Below are 24,615 nucleotides of genomic sequence, written 5' to 3' on the forward strand. Positions count from 1 at the left end.
TATAATTTTTTGCCACAGTTTTTTTCAACACTCCAGCAGAATGGCCAACCCTGGCATGAAGCCCGCAGATCTTTCCCGACTTTTTTCAGATATCATCCAACCACTTCTGGAAAAAACCACCCCCCCGTTCCCCGGGCTTTCCGGTCTTTCCGGGAGTTCGTTGTCGTGGGTGGTTTCACTCCTGGCGCGTCACCGGAAAAAACCTCTGGTATTGGTGGTCGAATCGGCCACCCGGGCCGAGACTGTTTATCGGGAGCTGCTGTTTTTTTTGCAAAAGGCCATGCCGGCGCCGGAGCTGCTTTTGTTTCCGGCCTGGGAGATTTTGCCGTTTGAGCCTTTGTCGCCGTTTGGTCCCCTGGTGGGAGAACGGATCGCATCCCTGTACCGGTTGACGCAGATGTGCGGGATGGGACCGGTCCAGGCCGGCGAGGAAGCAGGGACCACTTCCGGTGTTGTCATTACCACGGTCAACGCGGTCATGCAGCGGCTGTTGCCGGCACCTGTTCTGGCCCGCCATGGTTTTACCATTGCCGTGGGTGATCGGATCGATTTGCCCCTGTTTCGGACTTTTCTGGCCGAGGCCGGCTATCGGGCGACATCCCAGGTCGCCGAGGCCGGAGAGTTTGCCGTGCGGGGCGGCATTCTTGATTTTCACCCGCCCGGCCATGAAGAGGCCGTTCGCATCGAATTGTTTGGTGACAACGTTGAAACGATGCGCCTTTTCGATCCGGTCACCCAGCGTTCGACCGATGATATTCCCCACATTCGCGCCCTTCCCGTCCGGGAAGTGATCCTGAACGAAGAGACCATCAGCCGCTTTCGGACCAACTATCGCAAACATTTCGGCAACGCCGCCACAGAGGGTGAAATCTACCGGCAGGTATCGCAAGGCATTCCATACCCGGGAATGGAACAGTATCTGCCATTTTTTTACGAAACCACGGCCACGTTGTTCGATTATCTGCCGGAAGGGAGCCTCTTTTTTCTTGACCCGGAGTTTGATGCCCTGGTCAGGGAACGCCACAACGAAATCATGGAGCGTCATGCCCATGCCCGGGTGGATCAATATCCCTGTGTGCCGCCGGAACAGTTTTATCTGCAACCGGAAATTCTGCCAAAGCTCCTGGGCGGATTTCCGGTTCTGGCCCTGCAACATGGGGACCAACCCTCGGCCAATCACCTCAGTTTCGGGTTTGAGCTGATTCCGGAATTTTTCCGTGGCCTGGAGGCGGAAACCAAGCCGGTCATGGAAAAAGTGGCGGAATATCTGCACCAGTTGTGGAGCGAAGATATTCGGGTCGGCATGGTGGTGCGGACCATCGGCCAGAAGGAACGTTTGCGGGAGCTGTTGGAGGACAAGAAAATCCGGGTGCGGGACATTCCGGACTGGGAGGCGATGCTCAATGCCAGTCCGGGGGTGGTCTATCTTTCCGTAGGCGATCTGATCGACTGTTTTTTGCATCGGCGTCTGCGCCTGGCCATCATCACGGAGGAGGCCATATTCGGCCTGCGCGTGCGGCGGCGGCAACTCGATCAACGCTATCTGGACCAGTTGATCGCCGGTTTTGCCGAGTTGAACGATGGCGATCTCGTGGTGCATGCCGATCATGGCATCGGACGTTTTGGCGGGTTGGTCACCCTGGCGGTGGGGTCGATCAAGAACGATTTTCTGGTCATTCTCTACGCCGATGACGACAAGCTTTATGTCCCGGTGGAAAATCTGGATCGGGTTGGCAAATATTCTGGTGGCGACCACGCCGTTCTCGACAAACTGGGCAGCGGCAAATGGGAAAAGGTCACGCAACGCGCCCGCATCCGCATCATGGAAATGGCCGCCGAGCTGGTGCAACTCCAGGCCCAACGCGAATCTGGACAGGGTTTTGCCTTTTCGCCGCCAGACCCCCTGTATCAGGAATTTGCTGCCTCCTTTCCCTTTGAGGAGACCCCCGATCAGGCGCAGGCCATTCAGACCGTCCTGGAAGACATGGCCTCCAAAAAACCCATGGATCGGCTGGTCTGTGGGGATGTGGGGTTTGGCAAGACCGAGGTGGCCTTGCGGGCGACGTTCCGGGCGGTGATGGATGGCAAGCAGGTGGCGGTTCTGGTGCCAACGACCATTCTGGCGCAGCAACATTTCGAAACCTTTTCCCGCCGGCTTGCGCCCTATCCGGTCAAGGTGGCCCTGCTCTCCCGCTTTCGGACTCCGGCCCAGCAGAGGGTCGCCATCGACGACCTGGCCAAAGGTGAGGTGGATGTGGTCATCGGTACCCACCGCCTGCTCCAGGATGACATTGAATTCAAGGATCTGGGGTTGCTGGTCGTCGATGAGGAACAGCGGTTCGGGGTGGCCCACAAGGAGCAGATCAAAAAATTGCGGGCCACGCTCGATATTCTCACCCTGACGGCCACCCCGATTCCCCGGACCCTCAATCTGGCCATGTCCGGCGTGCGCGATATTTCCATCATCGCCTCGCCGCCCACCAACCGCCTGTCGATTCGCACCATTGTGACCCAGTTTGACCGGCAAAAGGTGCGCGAGGCCATCATTCGGGAAATTTATCGGGGTGGGCAGGTTTTCTATCTGTTCAACCGGGTTCAGGATATCGACAAGGCCGCCACCATGATTACCGAACTGGTCCCCGAGGCCAAGGTCGGGGTGGCGCACGGCCAGATGCGCGAAAGCCGCCTGGAACGGGTCATGATGTCCTTCTATCGCCAGGAATTCAATGTCCTGGTCTGCACGACCATCATTGAAAACGGTGTCGATATTCCCTCGGCCAACACCATCATCATCCATCGGGCGGACAAGTTCGGTCTGGGGCAGTTGCACCAGTTGCGGGGACGGGTGGGACGCTCCCGGCATCGGGCCTATGCCTACCTGCTGATCCCGCCGCCGCAAACCCTCTCCGCCGATGCCCAAAAACGCCTGGAAGCCATCGAAAATTTGGGTGATCTCGGGGCCGGCTTCATGCTGGCCACCCATGACCTGGAAATCCGGGGAGCCGGCAACATTCTGGGCGATGAACAATCCGGGGAAATTCGTGAAGTCGGCTTCGACCTCTATCACCAAATGCTCCGGGAGGCCATCACCGCTCTCAAGGCCAACCCAGAGGGAGAGCAGGCCAACGATTCACCCCAGGAAATCTCCACCATCATCAATCTCCATCTCTCGACCTATATTCCGGAAAATTACATTCCCGACGTGCATCAGCGGCTCTCCATGTACAAACGGATTGCCCAACTGGCCACGCCGGATGACATTCTCGACATGCGCAGTGAACTGCAAGACCGTTTTGGTTCCCTGCCCGATTCTGTTGAGAATCTGCTCAAGATTGTGCGGATCAAGGGTCTGTGTCGTATCATGAAAATCGTCAAGCTGGAGGCCGGTCCCAAGGGGGGTGTCATCCATTTTCATGCCGAACCCAATATTGAACCTTCTGCCATTCTGGTCATGTTGCAGGGGGGAGCCGGCAACATTCGTTTCAACCAGAAAAATCGTACCTTGAGCCTGAAAAACCGGGATTGGGAAGAGACCGGTCGCCGCTTGACGGAGCTGCGGCAGTCTTTGGAAAGTCTTCTGCCCCACAACCAGACCGGGCGTTCCGATGCTGGCATGCCTGGTGTTGCTCCAGCCCCAACGGTTGGCGATCCGCGACAATTTTCTGGAAAACCACCAGCCAACCCCGCAGCCCGGCCCGCCGGCAAAACACCTGCAAAGAGATCAGGATAAGACAATCAATGGCAACTGAACCGGACAACGACTGGACCATTGCGGATTCTCTCAACCTGTACAATGTGCAGGGGTGGGGAATCGGTTTTTTTGGTGCCAACGATCTGGGGCATTTGACGGTCGCCCCGCTCCTGGACAGGGGTCCCACGCTCGACCTGATGGAGCTTGTTGAAAACATTCAGAGTCGTGGCATATCCCTGCCGGTTTTGATCCGTTTTTCGGACATTTTGCGGGTTCGCATCCAGACCCTCCATGCCTGTTTTCAAAAGGCCAGGGAAGATTATGAATATACGGGACATTATTTAGGGGTATACCCGATCAAGGTCAATCAGCAGCGACAGGTTGTGGAAGAGCTGGTCCAGTTTGGTCACAGCGTCGATATGGGGTTGGAGGCCGGTTCGCGTCCGGAACTCCAGATCGTCCTGGCCATGCTCGACAATCCCGACGCCCTGATCATTTGTAACGGCTACAAGGATGATGAATTCATCCGTCTGGCGCTCATGGGGCAGCAAATGGGTCGCCATATCCATGTCGTGGTTGAAAAGCCCCAGGAGCTGACCAAACTTCTCCAGATTGCCGATGAATTGAATATCCGCCCCAATATTGGCCTGCGCGTCAAACTGGAGGCAAGTGGTTCGGGCAAATGGGAGGCTTCCGGGGGGTTGTTTTCCAAATTTGGCTTGACGGCCATGGAAATTCTTGAAGCCGTGGAAGCTGTGCAGTCCCGGGGCATGCTGGATTGTGTCCGCCTGTTGCACTTTCACATCGGCTCGCAAATCACGAACATTCGCAAATTCAAGAATGGGTTGCGGGAGGCCGCCCGTTTTTATGCCGAACTGCGTCGTCTGGGGTGTGCGGTTCAATACGTGGACATTGGCGGGGGCCTGGGGGTTGATTACGACGGCTCGCAAACCACCCAGGATTCGTCGGTCAACTATTCCATTCAGGAATATGCCAATGACGTGGTCGCCTATCTGCATGAGGTGTGCGAAAACGAAGAGTTGCCCCATCCCGACATTATTTCCGAGAGTGGCCGTGCCCTGACCGCCCATCATGCCATGCTCGTCATCAACGTTCTGGAAGTGGCCCGTTCGGTTCCTTTCGACAGACCGGTCACCACAGACCCCGATGATGCCCCGGAGATTCAGGAACTCTCCGAAATGCTGCACGACCTCAACCCCAAAAATGCCCTTGAGGTGTGGCATGATACCCTGGAACTCAAGGACGATTTTCAAAAAATGTTTGCTCTGGGTGCCCTGGATCTTGTCCAGAGGTCGAAAGGGGAACGTTTGATCCGGCAGATAGCTTTCCGTATTGAAGAGATGATCCGGACCATGGAAAAACCTCCACCGGAACTTCTTTCCACCATGGAGTATCTGATCGACAAATATTACTGCAACTTTTCCATTTTTCAGTCGCTGCCGGACCATTGGGCCATTGATCAACTGTTTCCGGTGGTTCCCATTCATCGTCTCAACGAACGTCCTTTGCGCATGGGGACGCTTCAGGATATCACCTGCGATTCCGATGGCAGCATGGATCGCTTCATTCATCGGGAGGGAGGGGCGCAAAATTCCCTGGAACTGCATGCCCTGAACCCGGGCGAAACCTATCTGCTGGGTGCCTTTTTGACTGGTGCTTATCAGGAAATTCTGGGTGATCTGCACAATCTGTTTGGGGACACCAACGTGGTTCATGTGTCGGTGGCCGAAACCGCCAAAGGGTGGGAGTTCCGGCAGATTCAGGCGGGTGAACTGGTACGGGATGTTCTCCGGTATGTTTCGTATGATCCTGAAGAGCTGGTGCGCCGTGTGGGGCGTTTTACCCGCAAGGCCGTCAGTGAAGGTCGGGCCAATCCAGACCAGGCACGCGCTTTTGTTCGTGCCTACGCTGCGGCCCTGAATGACTACACCTACCTGGAAACCAGTTAGAGGCTGTCTAATAACATGTTAATTTCAAAAAAAAAACGAATGAAAAACTGGGATGGAGGTCCAGGAGGAAGCGGCTCTGCCCTTCCTCGAAAATACTTGGAGGATTTATCCATGTCGCGGTGACTATGGATCACTGGATGTGAGTTTGATCAGTAATTTGTTCTGGACGGAATGTTGCGAGAGTTGCCATGACCCGTGTTGCGATCCCACATTGGAATATTGCCGGCGTGATACCACCAGTCAACTCGGCAAGGGGAAATTCTTCTGACCGTTCCCCATATCCGGTTTCCCTTTTGGATCTGGTAGAACGCTTTTCTACATCTCCGGAACGGATGAAGATTCTGGATGGTTTGTTGCGCTGCCGCGCAGCACTTCATGGTCTCGGTTTGACACAGGGTTTCCAATGGTTGAATGGCAGTTTTCTGGAGCATGTGGAAAAACTGGAAAAACGTTCCCCAAGGGATATCGATGTGGTGACGTTCTACCATTTGCCTCCTGGAGAGACACAGCGATCTTTGATCGAAAAAAATGCCACTCTGTTTGATTTACAGCAGTCCAAAAATATTTACTTTGTTGATCATTATTTACAACAAATGCGTTCAGATCAATTGGAACGCCTGGTAACCAAATCTGTCTACTGGTATAGCATGTGGTCACACCGACGTGACAAAAGCTGGAAGGGATATCTGCAAATCAATCTGGCTCCGGACGAAGATGCAGCAGCAAGAACCGGTCTTGATGAATCAAGTTTGTGAGGATGTGTTGCCATGAACATGGATGAACAACTGTTCCTCCTTGCCGAGCGGGGTGAATTGGAGCGAATGTTGGCCATGACATCGGAGGAGGATGTCATTGATCGTATAAGTCTCCAAAGGCGTCTGGAATTGGTCAATGCAGAACTGGAAAAGATTCCGGATTCCAGGCGAAATCCCTTTTGTGTCCAACTGACCTTCCGGGGAAAACCGGTGGTGGGCAGTCATGGCATCGATGCAGAGTTTGGTGTGGTCGCAGTACAAAGATTCACGGATGCCGTTGCGGCTTTTACGGCCAATTTTGCCAATCAGGCGGGTTTTCTCGGACAGCCTTTGACCCTCGGACAACCTTTGCCGGATCGTACCCAACGCCGTCTTTTGATCACAGGCACGGCCATTGGATCTTTCGGGTTTGAACTGGAAGAGCCGTTTCCAAGTCAAGATCCAGACCCGACCGTTTCAGCCACCCTTGCAACGGTCATGAAACATATTCAAACCGACCTGGATCTTGTTTCCCCAACTGAAACCGCCGTGAGACAAATGTGTGCCCTGATGCAGGCATCCGTTGCAAGTGACGATGACGGATTGGCCGATGTCATGGCTGAAGCGGATCCTTCCGCCATAAAAAAATTGCATGAATTTATCAAGTTTCTGGCAGATCGGGAAGCGGTTTGTGCTATTGCTTTTGAGCAACACGCTTTTCAATTTCGTGATGCAGAGGAGGTGCTTCGCAGTGTAGAACGGTTGAGTCAGGGCAATCTGCACGAACAGGAGCAAACCTTTTCTGGTCTTTTCATGGGTGTCTTGCCGGAAAAACGGGACTTTGAATTTCGTGTGCTGCCCGCCGACCGGGTCATTCGTGGCAAGGTGGGAAAATCGATCAATAATGTCTCTGCAATCAATCAATGTTTACACGGGCCAAGCCGGATCACGGTCCAGGCAATCCGGCTAGGCAAGGGCAGGCCACACTACCTTTTGTTGGACTATGCCGCAGAACCCCAAACCGGAGATGGATCATGAGTGACGAGGAACCGTTCAATCCTTTGCAGCGCCGTGGCACTCTGGACGAAATCCTGCTACGCCAACTCGATTCCGAGCAGCATTATTTTCGCGTCATTGGCGAATTGCGGTATTTGCTGAGAGGAATGCTTCAGGCTGATTCCACCGAGGCGGGTCGGGAGGAATTCACTCTGCGTTCCAGGATTTATCTGGGGGATCCCAGAATCCTGGACAAGGTGACGGCCCAACGACTGCTGCGGGAAAACTACAGAGATATGATGGGAGACCGGGAAAGGCTGGTCTGGTTGGAGGATAAGTTCAGGGAGATGGATCCTGCCGATTCCCAATGGCTGGGCATGCGGAATCAATGCATGCATGAGGATCCGGCCAATGAAGCGCCCATTCCCAAGCCTGGATCCGCCACGGCCTGTCTGATTTTCATCGAGCTTTGCCACGAGTGCGACAAGAAAGAAAAAACCCTGGATCTGCTCGTGAAACATGCGGCCCCGGTGTTGCTTGATCAAGGGATGAACGCGCCTCCGGTTCCCCCCCCCAAGATGGATGCCCGTCTGCGGCACATGCAAAAACTGGAGGAAGATCCAGAGTATCGGGACATGGTGGAGTCTTCTTTGGGAACGCTGAAAAAGATTGTGACCGAAAATCCCGAACTGATATCGGCCCTGCGCGATTCGCTCCGGATGACCCAATTCATCGGTTTTCCCGATGCGGCCAGAGTCAAAGAAGACCATGCCGTGATGCAGGAGGAGGTCGAGGCCCTGCTGCATGCCGTGGAGAGCGGCGAGATCGGCAAAAAGGATTCCGTCAATAAAACCAGGCATTGATTGGGCCGACCTGGAAGAAGCTCAACATCAGGCGCGTCTGAGCGGCAGGGCTGCCTGAGAGGCTGGTTCAAGGGACGGGTTGTTGTTTGTTCAAGAAGATCATCAATGAACAAACAATGCCTTGGAAAGCTCTTCAGCGAGTTCGGTATAGGCGACGGACCCTTTGGCCTGCCGGTCGAACCATACGGCGGGTTTGCCGTGGCTTTGGGACTCGCCAATACGGACATTACGGGGAATCATGGTCCGGAAAACCTTGTCGGGGAAAAATTTGCGAACTTCTTCTGCCACCTGCCGGGTCAGGTTGGACCGGCCATCGTACATGGTGAAGAGAATGCCTTCGACGGTGAGTTTGGGATTGAGGCGTCGCCGGATGATTTCAATGATCTGGAGGAGCTGATTCAGCCCGACCATGGGGAGAAATTCACAGGGCATGGGAATCAGGATGGTGTCCGCCACGACCAGGGCATTGACCGTCAAAAGTCCCAGGGAGGGGGGGCAATCGATGAGGACCAGGTCATAATCACCCAGGGCCGTTTCCAATCCCTCTTGCAGACGGTATTCGCGGCCAATTTCGCTGACCAGTTCCACTTCGGCACCACTCAGGTCCGGTGTGGCCGGGATGATGTGGGGGTAGGGGGGAAAAGGGATGGTGATGGCATCGGTCATGGTGCAGGAGCCGATCAAAACGTGATAGATCGAGTTTCGGCTTTCGCGGGTGTCGATGCCGAAAGCCGTGGTGGCATTTCCCTGGGGATCCAGATCCACGAGCAATACCTTGCGCCCGCTATCGGCAAAGGCTGCCCCAAGATTCACGGCTGTGGAGGTCTTGCCAACACCCCCCTTTTGATTGGCAATGGCCAAAATTTTTGCCATAACGTGCATCTCTCCTTAATTCCTGAACAGGTTGACGACATTACAAGATGATGCGTGTCCCGATATCCATCACCTGTTGCGGGGGAAGCTTGAAAAACGACGCGGGACTTTCAGCAGCATTGGTCAGGCTGAGAAAGAGACGCAGGCGCCAATTGGCCATGACGGCGTTGCCACCGGGTACGAAGGTGGCCTTGCCCAGGAAGAACGTGGCTTCTTCGATGGCAAAAGGCTCATTTCCCAGTTTGAGGGGTTTCATGGCCAGTGGAATATCCGGTTTTTCCATGAAGCCGAAGCGCAGGACGACCTGATAAAACCGGTTTGTCAACGGGGTGACTGTGAGACGTTCTTCGGTTGCGACATAGGGGGTGGGGGCGTTGCGCACGACCAGGATGATCACCGTCTCGCGCAGTGAACCAAACTTGCTGATGATCTGCACCAGGGGCATGGGGGTCAGATCCGGGTTGGAGGTCATGAATATGGCAATGCCGGGCACCCAGACAGGCCCTTCTTTCTCGAAACCACGCAAGAATGGAGCCAGGGGAATGCTTTCCTGGCGCACGGCATGTTCGGTGATGGTCCGGCCCTGACTCCAGGTGGACATCAGGAAATAGATGACGCCGCCCATGACCAGGGGGAACCATCCGCCATCCATGATTTTCATGACGTTGGCCGAGAAGAAAGCCAGATCAATGGTGAAAAAGAAACTGAACAACAGCAAGGTACGCAGCCAACCCCAGGCAAACATGGAGCGCAGCACAATCCCGAAGGCCAGGATGGTCACTGCGAGCATGTCCCCGGTGACCGCAATCCCATAGGCAGAAGCCAGATTGGATGAACTCCCAAACCCGACAACCACGCCCATGACCGCCACCAGCAAGGTCCAATTGATGGCGGGAATATAAATCTGTCCCTTTTCCCGATCCGAGGTGTGAATGACCGTGAGGCGCGGCAACAAGCCCAGTTGCATGGCCTGCTGCCCGGCCGAGAAAGCCCCCGAAATCACGGCCTGTGAGGCAATGACCGTGGCCATGGTGGCCAGCGCGACCAGGGGATAGAGACCCCAGGAGGGTGCGGAGAGATAGAAGGATTGGGAGGCCGCAGTCGGAACCCGCAGGACCAGGGCACCCTGGCCCAGATAGTTGAGAATCAATGCGGGAAAAACAAAATAAGTCCAGGCCCGGTTGATGGTCAGCTTGCCAAAATGGCCCATGTCCGCATACAGGGCTTCGGCACCGGTCACGGCCAGAAAGACCATTCCCAGCACCATCAGGGCATGGTGGCCTTGCGACAGGAGGTAGCGCACACCGAACCATGGGTTGAAGGCCTGCAATATTTCCGTATTCTGAATGATGTTGAACACCCCCAGCAAGGCCAGGGTGGTAAACCAGAGACACATGACCGGACCGAACAGGGCACCGACCTTCGATGTGCCTTTGTGCTGAAAGAAAAAAAGTATGAACAGTACGGTCAGGGTGATTGGAATGACGTAAGGTTTCAAGGCCGGAGTGGCCACTTCCAGTCCCTCGACGGCGCTCAGGACCGAGATGGCTGGTGTGATGACGCCATCGCCAAAGAAAAGCGACACCCCGAACATGCCAATACCCAGGACAATTTTATTGAAATGCGGGGAATTGGCGACGCGCTTCATGGCCAGGGTGGTCAGGGCCAAGGTTCCTCCCTCACCCTGACTGTCGGCGCGCATGATGAAAAATTGATATTTCAGGGAAAGGACGATGGCCATCGACCAAATGATGAGGGAGATCACACCCAGCACATTTTCCGGCGCAGGAACCGCTGAACCGTCTCGTCCGCCAAGGGCTTCCTGAACAGCGTAGAGTGGGCTGGTGCCAATGTCACCAAAAACCACACCAATCGAGGCAATGATTCCCTGCATCAGCCGCTCACGTCGCTGCGGCGAAAAATCGTTCATCTCCTGGTCCACTCCTGTACATGCCGTCAAGACTGTCGTTTCTGCTTGCACAGAATGCGCAGGACGGTACCCCTCAATGGCGCTCAGGTCAATGGACCACTTTGACCCCGTTCGCCAACTGACTGGAAATGCGGGTGTTTCAGATGGATTCTTGCCCGCCAGAGGGCATGGCCGGCAGCACGACGAAATGCCATTGGGGTTTGGACAGACGTTGCACGATGGTCATCCAGATGACGGCGATTGAGATACAAAACAGGGTCAGGGGTTTGCCTGCCACATGGCAGATGGCACGGGATGCCTTCGCAACCAGGCCAGGGTGTGGCGCTTCTACGATCCGGACTGGGAAGTAAAAGGATTACAAATATCAAGCCCGCAGACGGCCATTTCCGAGAAATCCTTGTCATTTCTTGTCGCAAGTGTCATATCTTTCACGAAGGCAGTCGCCCCGATGACGATATCTGCAAGCCCTCGGCTGCGACCACGGGCCATGAGTTCACCCCGCCACTGGCCTGCCTGAATGGCAATATCTTTTGTGACATCATGGATTACAGAAACCGCTTGCAGGTGAGAAAACCATGCACTCAAATCTTTGACATTTTTCCCTTGCGCGGTATCCTTTGCGATGCCAGATTGGATTTCGGTGAGTGTGATAACGCTGATGTTTGTGATGCGCAACCCCATGAAAAAGCGAGAAACGGCTTCATCAGGTTTACGTTTAGTCAGTTCGCTGACAATGTTTGTGTCCAGTAAATAGTCTTGTCCATAATCCTGACTTGTGTCACTCATGTTCTTGAAAAATCAATTTCGATATTATTGGCGACAAGTATTTCACGCAGCTCGGAAAACAACACCGCAGGACAGCCGGGTCCGAACAAAAGTCTTGGTAATTCTATGACGACGGAACTGTCAGAGTCCAGCCCCAATGTCCATGCGTATTGATCGCGGGTGATTGATGCCAGTAAAAACAGTTCTGTTGCCATCCGGGCCATGTTTGAGCGATATTCCATGGGAATCTGGTTCAGGGGAAATTCTTCAAGACTTGGCTCGGACTCCATCTGCTGCCATCTGTCAAGATCAAGTTCGGATGCCGGTTGGGGAGGAACCTCAAGATTAGCAACGTTTTTCAAAATAGTTCGCACGGTTGTGTAAGGCAATCCGTAGTTGACAACGACATGTTCAACGGCTTTCCGGGAATCCTGGAATTGATCAACAAAATCGAGCAACACATTTCTGGGACACAGGAAATAGGCGGCAAAGGCATTGGCGCGTTGCTCGACCTCGAATTGGGAATCGCTCATATGGCGGGAGACGTGTGCCATGGGACGACGCAGCCCGATGTCGGTCAGGGCATGACCCAACTCGTGGGCCAGATTAAAACGGCGTACCCATGGCAGCCTGTTTTTGGGAATTGCCTGGTTCAGGACAACCGTGACACCTCGGCTCTTGTCTGCGAACAGAATGCCTTCTGGTCCATTATGTCCGAGCAGACCGTCCAGCAGGGTCAAACCGGGAAAATGGTTTTTTACCAGATTCCGCATGGATGCAACGGGTTGATTGCCCAAGTTCAGGGTCCGCCGCAGGGCAATGGCCAACTTTTCCCCTTGTTGCCAGGGCAGCAGGGTTGCATCAGGGCGCGGAAGGTCAAGTTTATCGCGAGCCTCGATAAAGCGTTCCCACGAACTGGATTGGGACAAACTGTACTGGAGAGATTCCAGATTGCGGGCATCCTGGGAAAGCTGGAAAACCCGCAGTCGGGACTCTTCGTCCAGCTCTATGAATTCCCGTCGCAACGTCAACATGCGGACTGGTTCATCGTCGGTTGGTGTTTCATACAGCCCGGCAGAGTGTGGTTCCTTGGCCAAACGCAAGGTCCGCAATAGTCGATCTGTTTCTTGATTGCCGAGCGGTTTTCCCGCTGCGATTTCCTCCAGATTTTGGATGGTTATTCCTGCATCAGCGGCAACGGCAGCGGGGGTGATACCGAAGCCCTGGTACACCGTTCGCAGTGCGGTCGCAATCAATTTGCCTGCCGTTGAGTCCATACATCCTCCAAACGATGCTCATACGGTACACATCAAGAGCCAACTCAGTTTGGCACCATCCTGAAAGAATCAGCAAGAATCAGCAAGAATCAGCAAGAATCAGCAAGATTCTGCCATGACGGACATTCATCCGTCAAACAGAAAACAGCTTTGTGCATGTCCGGCAGGCCATGAGACTGTGTTTGAGCTGTGCAACCAAAGGATATTCAAGGAATTCAGAAAATTTCTTGCCCGCCAGAGGGCATGGCCGGCAGCACGACGAAACGCCATTGGGGTTTGGACAGACGTTGTACGATGGGTGCGGACTGTTCCGGGAGGAATGGCATGAACAGGGTTGTGCCAACCGGAATATCCAGGGAGCGGATGGGACGCCCCAGATGGTGTCGGCCAAACTGGCGCGGGTCTTCATCGACAAAAAAATCGATATCTCCCACCCGGGTTCGTTCTTGAAACATCCAGGTGGCGGCGATTGAGGTGCCAAACAGGGCCAGGGGTTTGCCTTCCACATGGCAGATGGCACGCGATGCTTTCTGCAACCAGGTCAGGCTGTCATGAAACAGACTCTTTTGCTGCGCCACGCTCTCCCCTGCATCGGGATTCTGGACATCATTCCTGGCAGGTTGTGCAATCAAGGACAACTCTTTGGTCACCCAGCGGTTGGTGAGGTGCCGGATGGTGAAGCCGCTTGCAGCAAGAACAGGACGCAAGGTGGCGGCGGTAAAATGGGTGCAATGATCCGCCACCACGAGATCGAAGGGATTGCGGCGCAGATTGGGAACCTGGACAAACAAAATGCCGTTGGGGGTCAGTTTTGGCATCAAACGGCGCAAAAAGGCAACGGGATTGGGAACATGTTCCAGCACATGCACCACCGTGATCAGGTCGAAGCGGCCCGGGGCCTGTTCCGGGTCTCCGACAAAAAATCCTTTGACACCCGGGATGGCCTCAATGGTGCGGCGGTGTTGATCGTTCCATTCGGTGCCATACAACTGCCAGTCGGGCTGAATTCTGGAAAAACTTTCCAGGAGACTCCCATTGCCGCAGCCGATATCCAACAGGCTACCGCTTGCAGGGAGTGGAACGGCTTGCAGGAGATTGTGCAGGAGTTTTTCCGAACGATTGATGATGTGTCCCTGGGATTCAAAGACGGGATGTTCACCGCTGCCGGTTTGGGCGTAAATCTGGTAGGCTGCATAGATTTGGCGCGTCTCCGCCTGCCAGTGGCGGTCGGGATTTTTTTGAATGGTGCCACACCGGGTGCAGCAATGGACCATGCCGCCGGCAGGGAAGGGTTGACAATCGGAGGTTACCCGATAATGGGAGGCAAAATCAGGGGCACCGGTCATGATCGTGTGTTGACAGAGATGACACCCGACCAGGGATGGTTGGGGGGGGAGGGAAGACGGATCTGGTTCAGACATTGGCATGGTCCTGTGTATTTGCCGTCGGCGCGAAATGATTGCTGGTCAATGGTTCGAATCGTTGCGGGTCCATTGTTGCCAATGCGGCAATTTTTGCCTGGATCATAACCATTTTTGTTGCTTTTCCCAAGCGTATTTACGTGACAGTCTGGCCGGGTGGGGCGTTGTTGGCCGGATTTTTTGTTGTGAGGGGGGTGCTTGCAATAAATGGTACGAATTATGCTTAGATGGGTGAGAGCTTTCCTGCCGGGACGTGACCACACTTTATTGCAGGAGTTACAGGCACCATGGACAAAGGCCACAGGGATACCATCCAACGCATCCTGATCACCGTTCCCAACACCTCATGGTTTGGCAAGCGGCTCTGGGTTGTTCCACCCTATACCCTCTCCCTGCTCAGTGCGGTCACCCCCAAAAATTTCACGGTTCAATTGTTTGATCCGCACCTGGGCAACGTTTCCTTCGAGGATGCGGTCAACAGGATTGCTGACTTTGCCCCGGATGTGGTGGGGATCACCTGCATGTCCCTGGAATATGCCCCCACGTTCCATCGCTATGCCCTTGCCATCAAGGAGCGCCTGCCGCACACCCGAATCATCCTGGGCGGGCCTTATGTGACCACTTCCACGGAAGAGGCCATGCGGGATGGTGTGGCGGATTATGCGGTGTTGGGGGAGGGGGAGCGGCGCTGGCCCAGGTTGCTGCGGGCACTGGCCCAGGGCGACAAGGATTTCAGCCACTTTGATGGTCTCGGTTGGCGCAGGTCCGGCCAGGTGATCATCAATCCCATCGTGGATTTCATTGCGGATCTGGATGAGGTGCCGTTCCCGGACTATGAAAAGGCGGCCTATCCGAGTTACTTTACGACCAACAATGCCTACGGCAATGTGATGAATGCGCGTTACGAACCCTACGCCATGACTGTCACCAGCCGTGGTTGTCCCTATCCCTGTATCTACTGTTCCACCCAGGCCATCGATGGCCGCAAGGTGCGTTGGCGCTCGGCAGAAAACGTCTTGCGGGAAGTGGATTGGCTCGTGGAAAAATATGGCGTGAAAGAAATTCTCTTTCTCGATGACAACCTGATCCTGAACCGACCGCGCTTCAAGAAAATTTTGCACGGATTGATCGAACGCAACCACGATTTGCACTGGAAATCGGTCAACCTGGCCACCTTTCTGCTGACAGACGATCTCCTTGAACTGATGTGGCAGGCGAAATGTTACCAACTCATCCTGCCCATTGAGTCTGGCAATCAATATGTCCTGGACGAGGTACTGAAGAAACCGGTCAAACTCGACAAAATATCCGGTATCATGAAAAAAGCACGGGAACTCGGTTTCGAAACGGCCAGCGATTTTATCATCGGCATTCCGGGTGAAACCTGGGATCAGATTCGCGACACGTTTCGTTTTGCCGAGGAGATGGATACCGACATGACCTCGTTCCACATTGCCACACCTTTGCCCAAAACCGAAATGTATACCATTGCCCGTGACCGGGGTTATCTTCCGGAAGGGTTTCATTTTGGGGGCACGCAGTTTTTTGGTTTTGGCCGGGGCTGCATCACCACGGAAGAGTTTTCACCCCAGGAGTTGCACATGTTGCGTGCCATGGAATGGGATCGCATCAATTTCAAAAGCCCTGAAAAAAAGGCCCGTTTTGCGCGGATGGCCGGCATCGGTCTGGAGGAGTTGGAACGCTGGCGCCGCAACACCATCCGCAATCTGGGTATCTATTTTCCCAATGCCGAAGGGAAGGAGACCACCACCAACCGGCCATCACCTGTGCCACCTTTGGAAGGACTTCTGGATAAGAGTGGACGGTTTTCCCAGGTCGTCAACGGGTAGAGAAAGCAGTGGGAATGACTGGTCCCAGGTCATCAACGGGCAGGGAGTGCAGCGGGAAGGTCTGCTCCCAGGTCGGCAACGGGCAGGGAATACAGCGGGAACCTCAAGTATTCAGGAGAGGGAGCTTGTTTCCGGTTGTCCATGGGCCAGGGTATCTTCAGGAATTGCCAACAGGTTGGCAATAATGGTCTGTGTCTGCCGTGCGCTTTTGAAATCGATCTTTTCGATCTGTTCTGCCATGCGCATCAGTTCTTTCTGCACGTCGGCGGAGGCACCGTTCAGGAGGGGTTTGAGGCGGTCAAACGTGCGCAGGGTTTCGAAGGCGTGGAGTCGCAGCAGTTGGGACAGCTCTGCCATCAGGGGAATGATCACGTCCATCTGCAAGGGCTTGGTGGACCCCGCCTCTGCAACATTTTTGGCAGCCTCCTTCGCCTTGACCTGACGCTGCAATTCACCGATTGTGGTGACGACTTCGGCCAGTGTCCTGGAAAAAAGGTCAAGCGTCCGGGGCAGGTTGTTTGTTTCCGAGGCCATCGCTTTTTCCAGGGCCACGGCGGTGGCAAAGAGGTCTTGTGCCGCAATATTGCCAGCCATGCCTTTGACTGTATGAACGATTCGTGCGGCAGATTGGGCATCATCCGGATTGTTGCTGGTCAACAGGGTGCGAATCGTCTGGTCTGATTGCGCATAATCACGATGGAATTCAAACAACAACGACTGAAACAAGCGGCGATTGCCATTGAGTCGCTCCAGGGCTGCGTTCACGCCCAGTCCTGGCAAATGATCGGGAATATCCGGACCAGCCTGTTCACTTTTCGGGGTACGTTCTGGAACAGCGACCAAGCCAAGCCCTGCCCGGGGGGGTATCCATTTTACCAATGTCGCATAAAGCCGGGTCCTGTTGATGGGTTTGGACACATGATCATTCATACCGGCACGGATGCTTTTTTCCCGATCTCCCTTCATGGCGTGAGCGGTCATGGCAATAATAGGTAAATCCTTGAATTTTTCATTGTTCCGAATCTGGTGTGTGGCATTGTAGCCATCCATGACGGGCATTTGGATATCCATGAGGACAATGTCATAATCCGCCTCCATGACCTTGGCCAAGGCTTCCTTGCCATCGTGGGCCATATCCACGACGAGACCGATATTGGCCAGGATTTCCCCGGCCACTTGCCGGTTGATGGCATTATCCTCGACCAGCAGAACCCGTGCCCCGCCGATACGTTCCAGGATGTTTTTCGTGTCGATGACCTGACTTCCCTGTCGATAAGCCCTGGTGACTTCGTGGCCGAAAAGGGTCATGATCGTGTCGAACAGAATGGAACAGTTGACCGGCTTCAGGAGGTGGGCATGCACGCCTTCCGCCTGGCCGGTTTTGCGTAACTTTTCCTCACGATCACAGGGAATCATGAGGATTGTTTTTGGAAAATGTTTTTTCGGTACCCTGGTCTTGATTTTCCGGATGGTCTGGATGCCATCCATTTCCGGCATGAGCCAATCCATCAACACCAGTTGGAAGGGAGTGCCTGCATCAACGTTTTGTTTGATGATTTCGATGGCTTCCTGTCCGGAATCAACTGCTGTGCCGGCAAAATTGAACATGCCGATCACTTTCAACATGGCGCTGCGGGCGCTCTTGTTGTCGTCCACAATCAATACCTTGAGACCTGCCATGCCCTCGGGGGCGTGCATGGTTTCATGACCCGGATTTGCATGGCGCAGGAATCTGGCAGTAAAATAAAATTGGCTGCCTTGTCCAGGCTGGGAGGTTGCCCAGATTTTGCCGCCCATCATTTCAACCAGCTTTTTGCTGATGGAGAGTCCCAATCCTGATCCGCCATATTTGCGGGTAATGGTATTGTCGGCTTGTGAAAAGGCCTGGAAAAGCTTGCTGACCTGTTCCTCCGTCATGCCAATGCCAGTGTCCCGGATGCAAAATTCCAGGGTCAAATCGCTTTCCGATTCCAGAACCGTGTGGACCCCCACCTCAATTTCACCTTCATCGGTAAACTTGATGGCATTGCCGATCAGATTCAGCAATACCTGTTCGAGACGCAGGAAATCACCTTGTAATTCAAAGTGAAACCCTTCTGAAACACTCATGATCAGTTCAAGATTTTTTTCCGTGATTCTGGCCCGGAACAGGTCGATCAGGTGGTCAAAAACGTCCCTGAGAAAAAAATCCGCCATTTCCAGTTCGAGTTTTCCTTCCTCGATTTTGGAAAAGTCCAGAATATCGTTGATGATGCGCAACAGGGATTGCGAGGATTTGGAAATTTTGACCAGATAATCGCGCAATTTTGGCGTCACCTCCATCTGCAACGCCAGATCGGCCAGGCCGATCACTGCATTCATCGGGGTTCGAATCTCGTGGCTCATGTTGGCCAGAAAAATACTCTTGGCATGGTTCGCATTTTCCGCATCCCTTTTGGCTCTTTGCAGAACATCATCCATTTGGCGGCGATCAATGATTCCGGCCAGGGTTTGGGAAATGTCGGACAGGAGCAGATCATGCAGGGATTCCCGGCGATAACCTTCTTCGACATAGAGATTGAGTACGCCCAGGAGGGTGTCACCTTGCAGGATGGGCACGCAATAATGTCCATGCGGTTCCATGTCGTCATAACGGACATCATGCCGGTCATCAATTTGTGTTGCAAAAACAATCTCTTTTGTCTGGGATGCTTTTCCACAGAGACAGAAGCCTGGTGAAATCCGGGCGCAGGCGGTCAATAAATATTCGGCCAGATTGCACTGCGCGGTCATGACCAGATTTCCGGTTTTTGTATCGACCAGAAAAATGCTTCCTTTGGCAAGAATGGCCAACCAGGGAATATTCAGGATGATTTCCAGAGATCTTTGTAATTGCTGCGCCAGTGTCATGGGTTCCAGGAGGGTTTGCAGCAGGAGCTGCCGGGTGGCGCGCGATTGGGCGGACTCCTTCAGGAATGATTCAGCCTGCTTGCGGATCAAGATTTCTTTTTGCAATTCTTGATTTCTGGCGTCCAGTATCTTGGCCTGAATGGCCAGGGTACGTCGATGATCATGCAGTTCCAGGAAAATTTTTACCTTGGAAAGGAGGATCCGGTCATTGATGGGTTTGGTGATGTAGTCCACGGCACCGGACTCATAACCCTTCACCTGGTAAAGCTCATCAGAATAGTAGGCGGTGATGAAAATGATCGGGATGGACCGGGTTTGACTGGAGCCATGCAAATTTTCCGCCACCTCGAAGCCATCCATCTCCGGCATGTTGACATCCAGGAGGACCAGGGCAAAATCGTGTTTCAGGCAGAGAAGCAAGGCCTCGCGCCCCGATTCAGCTTCCATGACCTCGGCATCCACGCCGGCGAGGAGTTGCCTGAGAGAGAACAGATTGGCAGGGATGTCGTCAACGATGAGAATCCTGCTTTTGGGCTGGTCTTCGGGCACCAATTTTTCTTCCCCTTTTGAACCCCGTCATGAATATTCGATGCCTGTCTGATACGGTCTTGAAATCGTGGCTGGCCTGACAACACATGAGGCTTTCCGAGGTGCCAAGGCAGAGATGTCCTCCGCGGCTCAGGCTCTCATGGAACAGCGTGAACACTTTTTTTTGCAAAGATTCATCAAAATAGATGAGAACATTTCGACAAAGAATCAGGTTCATTTCGGCAAATGTGCCATCCGTAGCCAGGTTATGATTGGAAAACACCACATTCTTTTTTAGTTCAGGATCCATCTGGATCTGATCATGGTCCACTTTGCAATAGTTCAGGAGCGACTCCCGGCCCCCTGCACTTTTATAGTTCAGTTCGAATTCTTTCCATCGGTCTGCCCCATAGATGCCTTCGCGGGCAGAGTGGATGGACTCTTCGTTGATGTCCGTGGCAAAAATTTGTGCCCGTTCATAGATCCCTTCTTCCTGCAACAGGATGGCCATTGTATAGACTTCTTCCCCGGTGGCACAACCCGCGATCCAGATGTTGACGAAATGGTGCGTTTTTAACATGGGTACAGTCAGTTCCCGCAAGGCCAGAAACACGGGCGGGTCCCGGAAAAGAGAGGTGACCGAGACGGTCAGGACACCCAGCAAACGCTCCAGAAACAATCCTTCATGCAACAGTCTGGGGATGATTTCCGAAATGTGCGTCAAATGGCATACGGCGAGACATTGGAGGATTCGGCGGCGCAACGAGGTTGCAACATAGTTGCGAAAATCGTAACCGTATCGCAGGCGCAATGCTTCCAGCAACAGTTGTATTTCAATATCCTGGATCTCTTCCCGAGTCATGGAATCACTGTTGTTCCCTGAAGATGAGATCCTGTAATTGTCCGAGGAGATGTTCGATATCCACGGGCTTGGAGAGGAAGCGATCCATGCCGGCTGCCAGGGATTTTTGTCGATCTTCTTCCATGGTCTTGGCACTCAGGCCAATGATGGGTATGGCCTGGAAACCTTCTTTTTCCCGGATGCGGCGGGTGACTTCATGACCATCCAGACCGGGCATCATGACATCCATCAACACGGCATCGACAGGCCGTGCAGCGTGATTCAAAAGATCCAGGGCGGTCAATCCATCCGGGGCCATGATGACGTTGATTCCCCTTTTTTCCAGGGTTCGGGAGAGGGAAAAAGTATTGCGGACATCGTCATCCACCAGGAGGATGCTGGTGTTGCTGAAGACTTTTTTCCAATCCTGAAACGACGTTGTTCCGGTTGAGGACTCTTCTGGCGGCGTCACCACGGCCTGATGTAAAAACGCACCAACCTCCCTGGCAAGGCGTTCTCCAGAATCCGGTGTTCCCTTGGTTACCAGGGCATCCGTGTAGTGGCGCAGGCGGAAATACTCTTCCCGTGACAAATCCCGGCCCGAATGGATCACAACCGGCAGTTTTTGGATCGACAGGTCGTGTGCCATGTGTTCCAGCAGTTCAAAGCCGCTGCAATCCGGGAGACTCAGATCCAGGATCATGCAATCAAAGGGTTCCGTGCGCAGCAACTGCATGGCTTCGTGACAGTTTTTCGCCACGGCCATTGCAATACCATCCTTTTTCAGAATTTTGGCTGTCACCTTGCAGGAATCGGGATCGTCTTCCACCAAAAGAAGCCTGGCTTGTTTATCTTTTGGGTGACAATCCAGCTCCTCCAGGACCTTCTGGATTTTTTCTCTGGTCACGGGCCTGTCCAGAATTCCCAGGACGCCTTTTCCCGGTTTGCCCAGCTCCTGTTGTGGTTCCAGACCGTCTGTCGCAGGGATACCATCAAGTGGTGGGGTGGCAGGGGAGGGGGGAGGGGATCCTGGACCAGGATCCGTACTGGAGTTTCCAGCCCCGGCAGGCAGCAGAAGGCTGAAGGTACTCCCTTTGCCAACCTCGCTGTCCAGACGGATTTCCCCGCCCAACAGGCGGGCCAGCTCCCGGACGATGGAAAGGCCAAGGCCGGTACCGCCGAATTTTCGGCTGGTCCCGCCATCGGCTTGCTGAAAGGCCTCGAAAATCATGCGATGTTTATTTTTGGGGATGCCAATTCCGGTGTCCACCACGGAAAAAATCAATCCACCCTCTTCCCGATGTGCAAACACCACCGAGACGCTGCCTTTTTCGGTAAATTTAAAAGAATTGGCGAGAAAATTTTTGGCGATTTGTTTGACCTTGCCCACATCCGTCCATATTTTTTCAGGGGCATCCTTGTGGACCGTGACGTTCCAATCCAGATTTTTAGCCTGCGCCACATGCTTGAACTGTGTGCGAATGCTGTCTGCAAAATCGACAACATGCATGGCCGTGACATGAAGATCCATTTTGCCGGCCTCAATTTTGGAAAGATCCAGGATGTCATTGATCAATTCCAACAAATCGGCTCCACTGCCATGCATGATCCGGGCAGCTTCCACCTGATCCCGGGTCAGATTGCCATCCTCGTTGTCAGCAAAACCTTTGGCGAGAATGAGAAGACTGTTCAGGGGGGTGCGCAATTCATGGGACATATTGGCCAGAAACTGGGATTTGTAACGGTTTGCCGCATCCAGGTCCGCTGCTTTGAGTTCAATTTCCTTGCGCGTTTTCATCAGGTCTGCATAGGCTTGTTCCAGGGCAGCCTGCTGGGTGCGTAATTCCTCCTCATTTTTAACGAGAACCTGGGACTGTTCTTCCAGTTCTTCATTGGCACGTCGCACTTTTTCATTCTGGCTTTGCAGCTCTTCATTGGCCTGCCGGACTTTTTCACTCTGAACCTGAAGTTCTTCATTGGCACGCCGCATCTCTTCGCTCTGACTGTCCAACTCCTCGGCTTGGCGTTGCGTTTTTTGCAATAATTGCGTGGTCCGTTGATTGCGCTTCAGGTTTTCCAGGCCAAGACCCAGGGTCGAAACCAGTTCTTCCAGGAGCATCTTGTGGCTTGGAGAGAAGGGCTGGGGGGAGGCCAGTTCGATGACGGCTAAGACATGGTCCTGGAAAATCAATGGGATGGCCATGATGGCCAGGGGTGCCGATTCGCCCAGACCCGTGGTGATTCGGACATGATCGCCCGCAACGCCACTCAGCAGGATGGATTTTTTCTCCAGGGCACACTGACCGACCAGTCCCTCTCCCAAGGCAAAAACATGGCTGAGATTTTTCCGCTCCTTGTAGCCATAGCTTCCCAGCAGATGAAAATGCCGATCTTCGTCATCGAGAACGAACATGACACCGTGACCACATCCCAGGAGGGGGGTCAATTTGCGAATCAATGCCGCAGCAAAACTCTCCGGGGAGTCGGATGTCTGGATGATGGTGGTCATTTCGGAGAGGGAGGATTTGACCCAGAATTGCTCTTCATTGTTGATGGCCATCCGGTTGAAAGCTGTGGCCAGTTGGCCCAATTCATCGGTTCCATCCACAGCCACCCGGGTTGACCAGTCTCCTGTTGAAATTTTGTCGGCGGCCTTGTTCATGTCCAGCAGAGGGTTGGCAAAACTTCTGGAGATCAAGAAAGCGGCCCCGGTGACCAGACCTGACAGAAAGAGCCCCAGCACGATGGTGACCAGGTTCAAATTTCGAATCGGTTCCTCGACCTCTTCCAGTTCCATGGCACCAATGATGGCCCATTGCAGGCCAGGGAGTTCGAGGGGCAGGTACGACAGCAACTGCGTCTTGCCAATGCTGCCCAGGCCCACTTCCTGACCACCTTTGCCCAGGAACACTTTTTCAAAAAACGGTCCCAGTGCATGTTGTCCGATTTTGCCGTGATGGACGGGTCGATCACTTCGATAGGAGATGATCCCTTCATGCTTGCCAACCAGAAAAGTTTCGCCGGTTTTTCCCATGCCGACCCGGGCGGTCATGATGGTATTGATTGGATCGGTTGGCAGTTGAAAAACCAATACCCCGATGCGTTGCCCATCCTTTTTTACGGGTGCCCCGATAAACGCCGCATGACGATAATCGGACGGGGCATAGGGTTCGAAATCCTGGAACGCCTTGTCGATTTGTGCTTGGACAAATATCTTGCCTAATGGAGAGTTTTTCATTGCCTTTTGGGTGACATTGGTCCCCAGATCGGCTTCCCCGGCTGCGGTATAAACAACGTCTCCATCATTGCTCAAGAACAAAATATCATGGTAACCATAATATTTATTGATTCTCAGAATCTGGGTAACAAATCGTTGATCCAGGCTTTTTTCCCATTTTTGATCACCAATTCCCTGCTTTTCTTTATCAAAATCATTGAAAACTTTACGAAAATGTTCCATGGTGGCGATGGTTGTTTCGTCGCTGGCCATGTTGACAAGATCGGCCATGCGTTCAGCCATATAGGATTCGATTTGGGCTTTTTTGGCTTGTTGGACTGTTTCAAGTTGCCGGAATGTTTTGTCCAACAGGGCACTGCCGGCAATATGATTGGAAAACCACGTTGTCAAGACCAATGGCAGCAGGCCGATCAACAAAAACATGGCGATCAGCCTGGGCCTGATGGAAATATTTCTCAACTTCACCACGACCACTCCCTTATCGGCATGACTGCACGGAACACGCCGTGCCGACTCACCAGCCATGACCTTGGAGTTCAAATTTGGATTTCCAGTTCCCTGAAATATAGCAACTGAATCGGGTAAATTCAATATTTTTTGAAGATTTTATAGTTTCAGGCCGTTCCGGAAAAGAGTGAATAATTATGCAACTGATTGAAATATAATTAAAAAAATAATCAATTCCACAAATGTGGCGGTCTTTCACTCTGAAGGATTTGAAAAGATGAAAAAAAAAGCCGGAATCCTTT

14 protein-coding genes are annotated in these 24,615 nt (G+C 53.4%); 6 read left to right on the plus strand and 8 right to left on the minus strand.

The features are described 5' to 3' along the window. Positions 1–55: 55 nt before the first annotated feature. From mfd to HQL65_07170, 5 genes are all read left to right on the plus strand, one after another. Positions 56–3,730, plus strand: coding sequence for a transcription-repair coupling factor (gene mfd / locus HQL65_07150; GenBank protein ID MBF0136000.1), 3,675 nt, complete (start codon positions 56–58; stop codon positions 3,728–3,730). Between the two features lie 8 nt (positions 3,731–3,738). Further along, entirely contained in the window at positions 3,739–5,661 is a 1,923-nt protein-coding gene (speA, locus tag HQL65_07155; protein ID MBF0136001.1) for a biosynthetic arginine decarboxylase, read from the plus strand. 188 nt (positions 5,662–5,849) lie between these two features. Further along, positions 5,850–6,416, plus strand: coding sequence for a hypothetical protein (locus HQL65_07160; protein MBF0136002.1), 567 nt, complete (start codon positions 5,850–5,852; stop codon positions 6,414–6,416). 12 nt (positions 6,417–6,428) lie between these two features. Next, on the plus strand, positions 6,429–7,433 hold the full coding sequence (locus HQL65_07165) for a hypothetical protein (GenBank protein ID MBF0136003.1): 1,005 nt from the start codon (positions 6,429–6,431) through the stop codon (positions 7,431–7,433). Continuing rightward, positions 7,430–8,254 (plus strand): hypothetical protein, encoded by an 825-nt coding sequence (locus tag HQL65_07170; protein MBF0136004.1) that lies wholly within the window; start codon positions 7,430–7,432, stop codon positions 8,252–8,254. Before HQL65_07165 ends, HQL65_07170 begins: the two co-directional genes overlap by 4 nt. Positions 8,255–8,356: 102 nt before the next feature. On the opposite strand, the gene HQL65_07175 is transcribed toward HQL65_07170, so the two are convergent. The 5 genes from HQL65_07175 to HQL65_07195 all read right to left on the minus strand — a co-directional run bounded on the left by HQL65_07175 (position 8,357) and on the right by HQL65_07195 (position 14,520). Beyond that, positions 8,357–9,127: a ParA family protein gene (locus HQL65_07175; protein MBF0136005.1), complete on the minus strand. Its 771-nt coding sequence runs from the start codon at positions 9,125–9,127 to the stop codon at positions 8,357–8,359. A gap of 40 nt (positions 9,128–9,167) precedes the next feature. Then, positions 9,168–11,057: a potassium transporter Kup gene (locus HQL65_07180; GenBank protein MBF0136006.1), complete on the minus strand. Its 1,890-nt coding sequence runs from the start codon at positions 11,055–11,057 to the stop codon at positions 9,168–9,170. A gap of 327 nt (positions 11,058–11,384) precedes the next feature. After that, complete coding sequence (locus HQL65_07185) at positions 11,385–11,843, minus strand: PIN domain-containing protein (protein ID MBF0136007.1); 459 nt, start codon at positions 11,841–11,843, stop codon at positions 11,385–11,387. Further along, entirely contained in the window at positions 11,840–13,099 is a 1,260-nt protein-coding gene (locus HQL65_07190) for an ImmA/IrrE family metallo-endopeptidase (protein MBF0136008.1), read from the minus strand. The genes HQL65_07185 and HQL65_07190 overlap by 4 nt, the downstream gene beginning before the upstream one ends. 215 nt (positions 13,100–13,314) lie before the next feature. Continuing rightward, entirely contained in the window at positions 13,315–14,520 is a 1,206-nt protein-coding gene (locus HQL65_07195) for a class I SAM-dependent methyltransferase (protein ID MBF0136009.1), read from the minus strand. 287 nt (positions 14,521–14,807) lie between these two features. Here HQL65_07195 and HQL65_07200 point away from each other — a divergent pair, with 287 nt between their 5' ends. Beyond that, positions 14,808–16,370: a radical SAM protein gene (locus HQL65_07200; GenBank protein ID MBF0136010.1), complete on the plus strand. Its 1,563-nt coding sequence runs from the start codon at positions 14,808–14,810 to the stop codon at positions 16,368–16,370. 111 nt (positions 16,371–16,481) lie between these two features. Here HQL65_07200 and HQL65_07205 read toward each other — a convergent pair whose 3' ends face one another. Genes HQL65_07205 through HQL65_07215 form a run of 3 tightly spaced genes read right to left on the minus strand, consistent with a single transcriptional unit; the run spans position 16,482 to position 24,406 of the window. Beyond that, a complete protein-coding gene (locus HQL65_07205) occupies positions 16,482–19,808 on the minus strand; it encodes a response regulator (GenBank protein MBF0136011.1) in 3,327 nt (1,108 codons plus the stop codon). After that, positions 19,768–20,649 (minus strand): protein-glutamate O-methyltransferase CheR, encoded by an 882-nt coding sequence (locus tag HQL65_07210; GenBank protein MBF0136012.1) that lies wholly within the window; start codon positions 20,647–20,649, stop codon positions 19,768–19,770. Before HQL65_07210 ends, HQL65_07205 begins: the two co-directional genes overlap by 41 nt. A 4-nt stretch (positions 20,650–20,653) precedes the next feature. Then, positions 20,654–24,406 carry a response regulator gene (locus HQL65_07215; protein ID MBF0136013.1) on the minus strand — a complete coding sequence of 1,251 codons (3,753 nt, stop codon included), beginning with the start codon at positions 24,404–24,406 and terminating at the stop codon, positions 20,654–20,656. Positions 24,407–24,615 lie beyond the last annotated feature (209 nt).

This window comes from Magnetococcales bacterium (genome assembly GCA_015228935.1).
In the GTDB taxonomy this organism is placed as follows: Bacteria; Pseudomonadota; Magnetococcia; order Magnetococcales; family DC0425bin3; genus HA3dbin3.

Bases quoted from the DNA above. Each gene is read 5' to 3' on its own strand.
- mfd (MBF0136000.1), top strand. From the start codon at position 56: ATGAAGCCCGCAGATCTTTCCCGACTTTTTTCAGATATCATCCAACCA.
- speA (MBF0136001.1), top strand. From the start codon at position 3,739: ATGGCAACTGAACCGGACAACGACTGGACCATTGCGGATTCTCTCAAC.
- HQL65_07160 (MBF0136002.1), top strand. From the start codon at position 5,850: ATGACCCGTGTTGCGATCCCACATTGGAATATTGCCGGCGTGATACCA.
- HQL65_07165 (MBF0136003.1), top strand. From the start codon at position 6,429: ATGAACATGGATGAACAACTGTTCCTCCTTGCCGAGCGGGGTGAATTG.
- HQL65_07170 (MBF0136004.1), top strand. From the start codon at position 7,430: ATGAGTGACGAGGAACCGTTCAATCCTTTGCAGCGCCGTGGCACTCTG.
- HQL65_07175 (MBF0136005.1), bottom strand. From the start codon at position 9,127: ATGGCAAAAATTTTGGCCATTGCCAATCAAAAGGGGGGTGTTGGCAAG.
- HQL65_07180 (MBF0136006.1), bottom strand. From the start codon at position 11,057: ATGAACGATTTTTCGCCGCAGCGACGTGAGCGGCTGATGCAGGGAATC.
- HQL65_07185 (MBF0136007.1), bottom strand. From the start codon at position 11,843: ATGAGTGACACAAGTCAGGATTATGGACAAGACTATTTACTGGACACA.
- HQL65_07190 (MBF0136008.1), bottom strand. From the start codon at position 13,099: ATGGACTCAACGGCAGGCAAATTGATTGCGACCGCACTGCGAACGGTG.
- HQL65_07195 (MBF0136009.1), bottom strand. From the start codon at position 14,520: ATGTCTGAACCAGATCCGTCTTCCCTCCCCCCCCAACCATCCCTGGTC.
- HQL65_07200 (MBF0136010.1), top strand. From the start codon at position 14,808: ATGGACAAAGGCCACAGGGATACCATCCAACGCATCCTGATCACCGTT.
- HQL65_07210 (MBF0136012.1), bottom strand. From the start codon at position 20,649: ATGACTCGGGAAGAGATCCAGGATATTGAAATACAACTGTTGCTGGAA.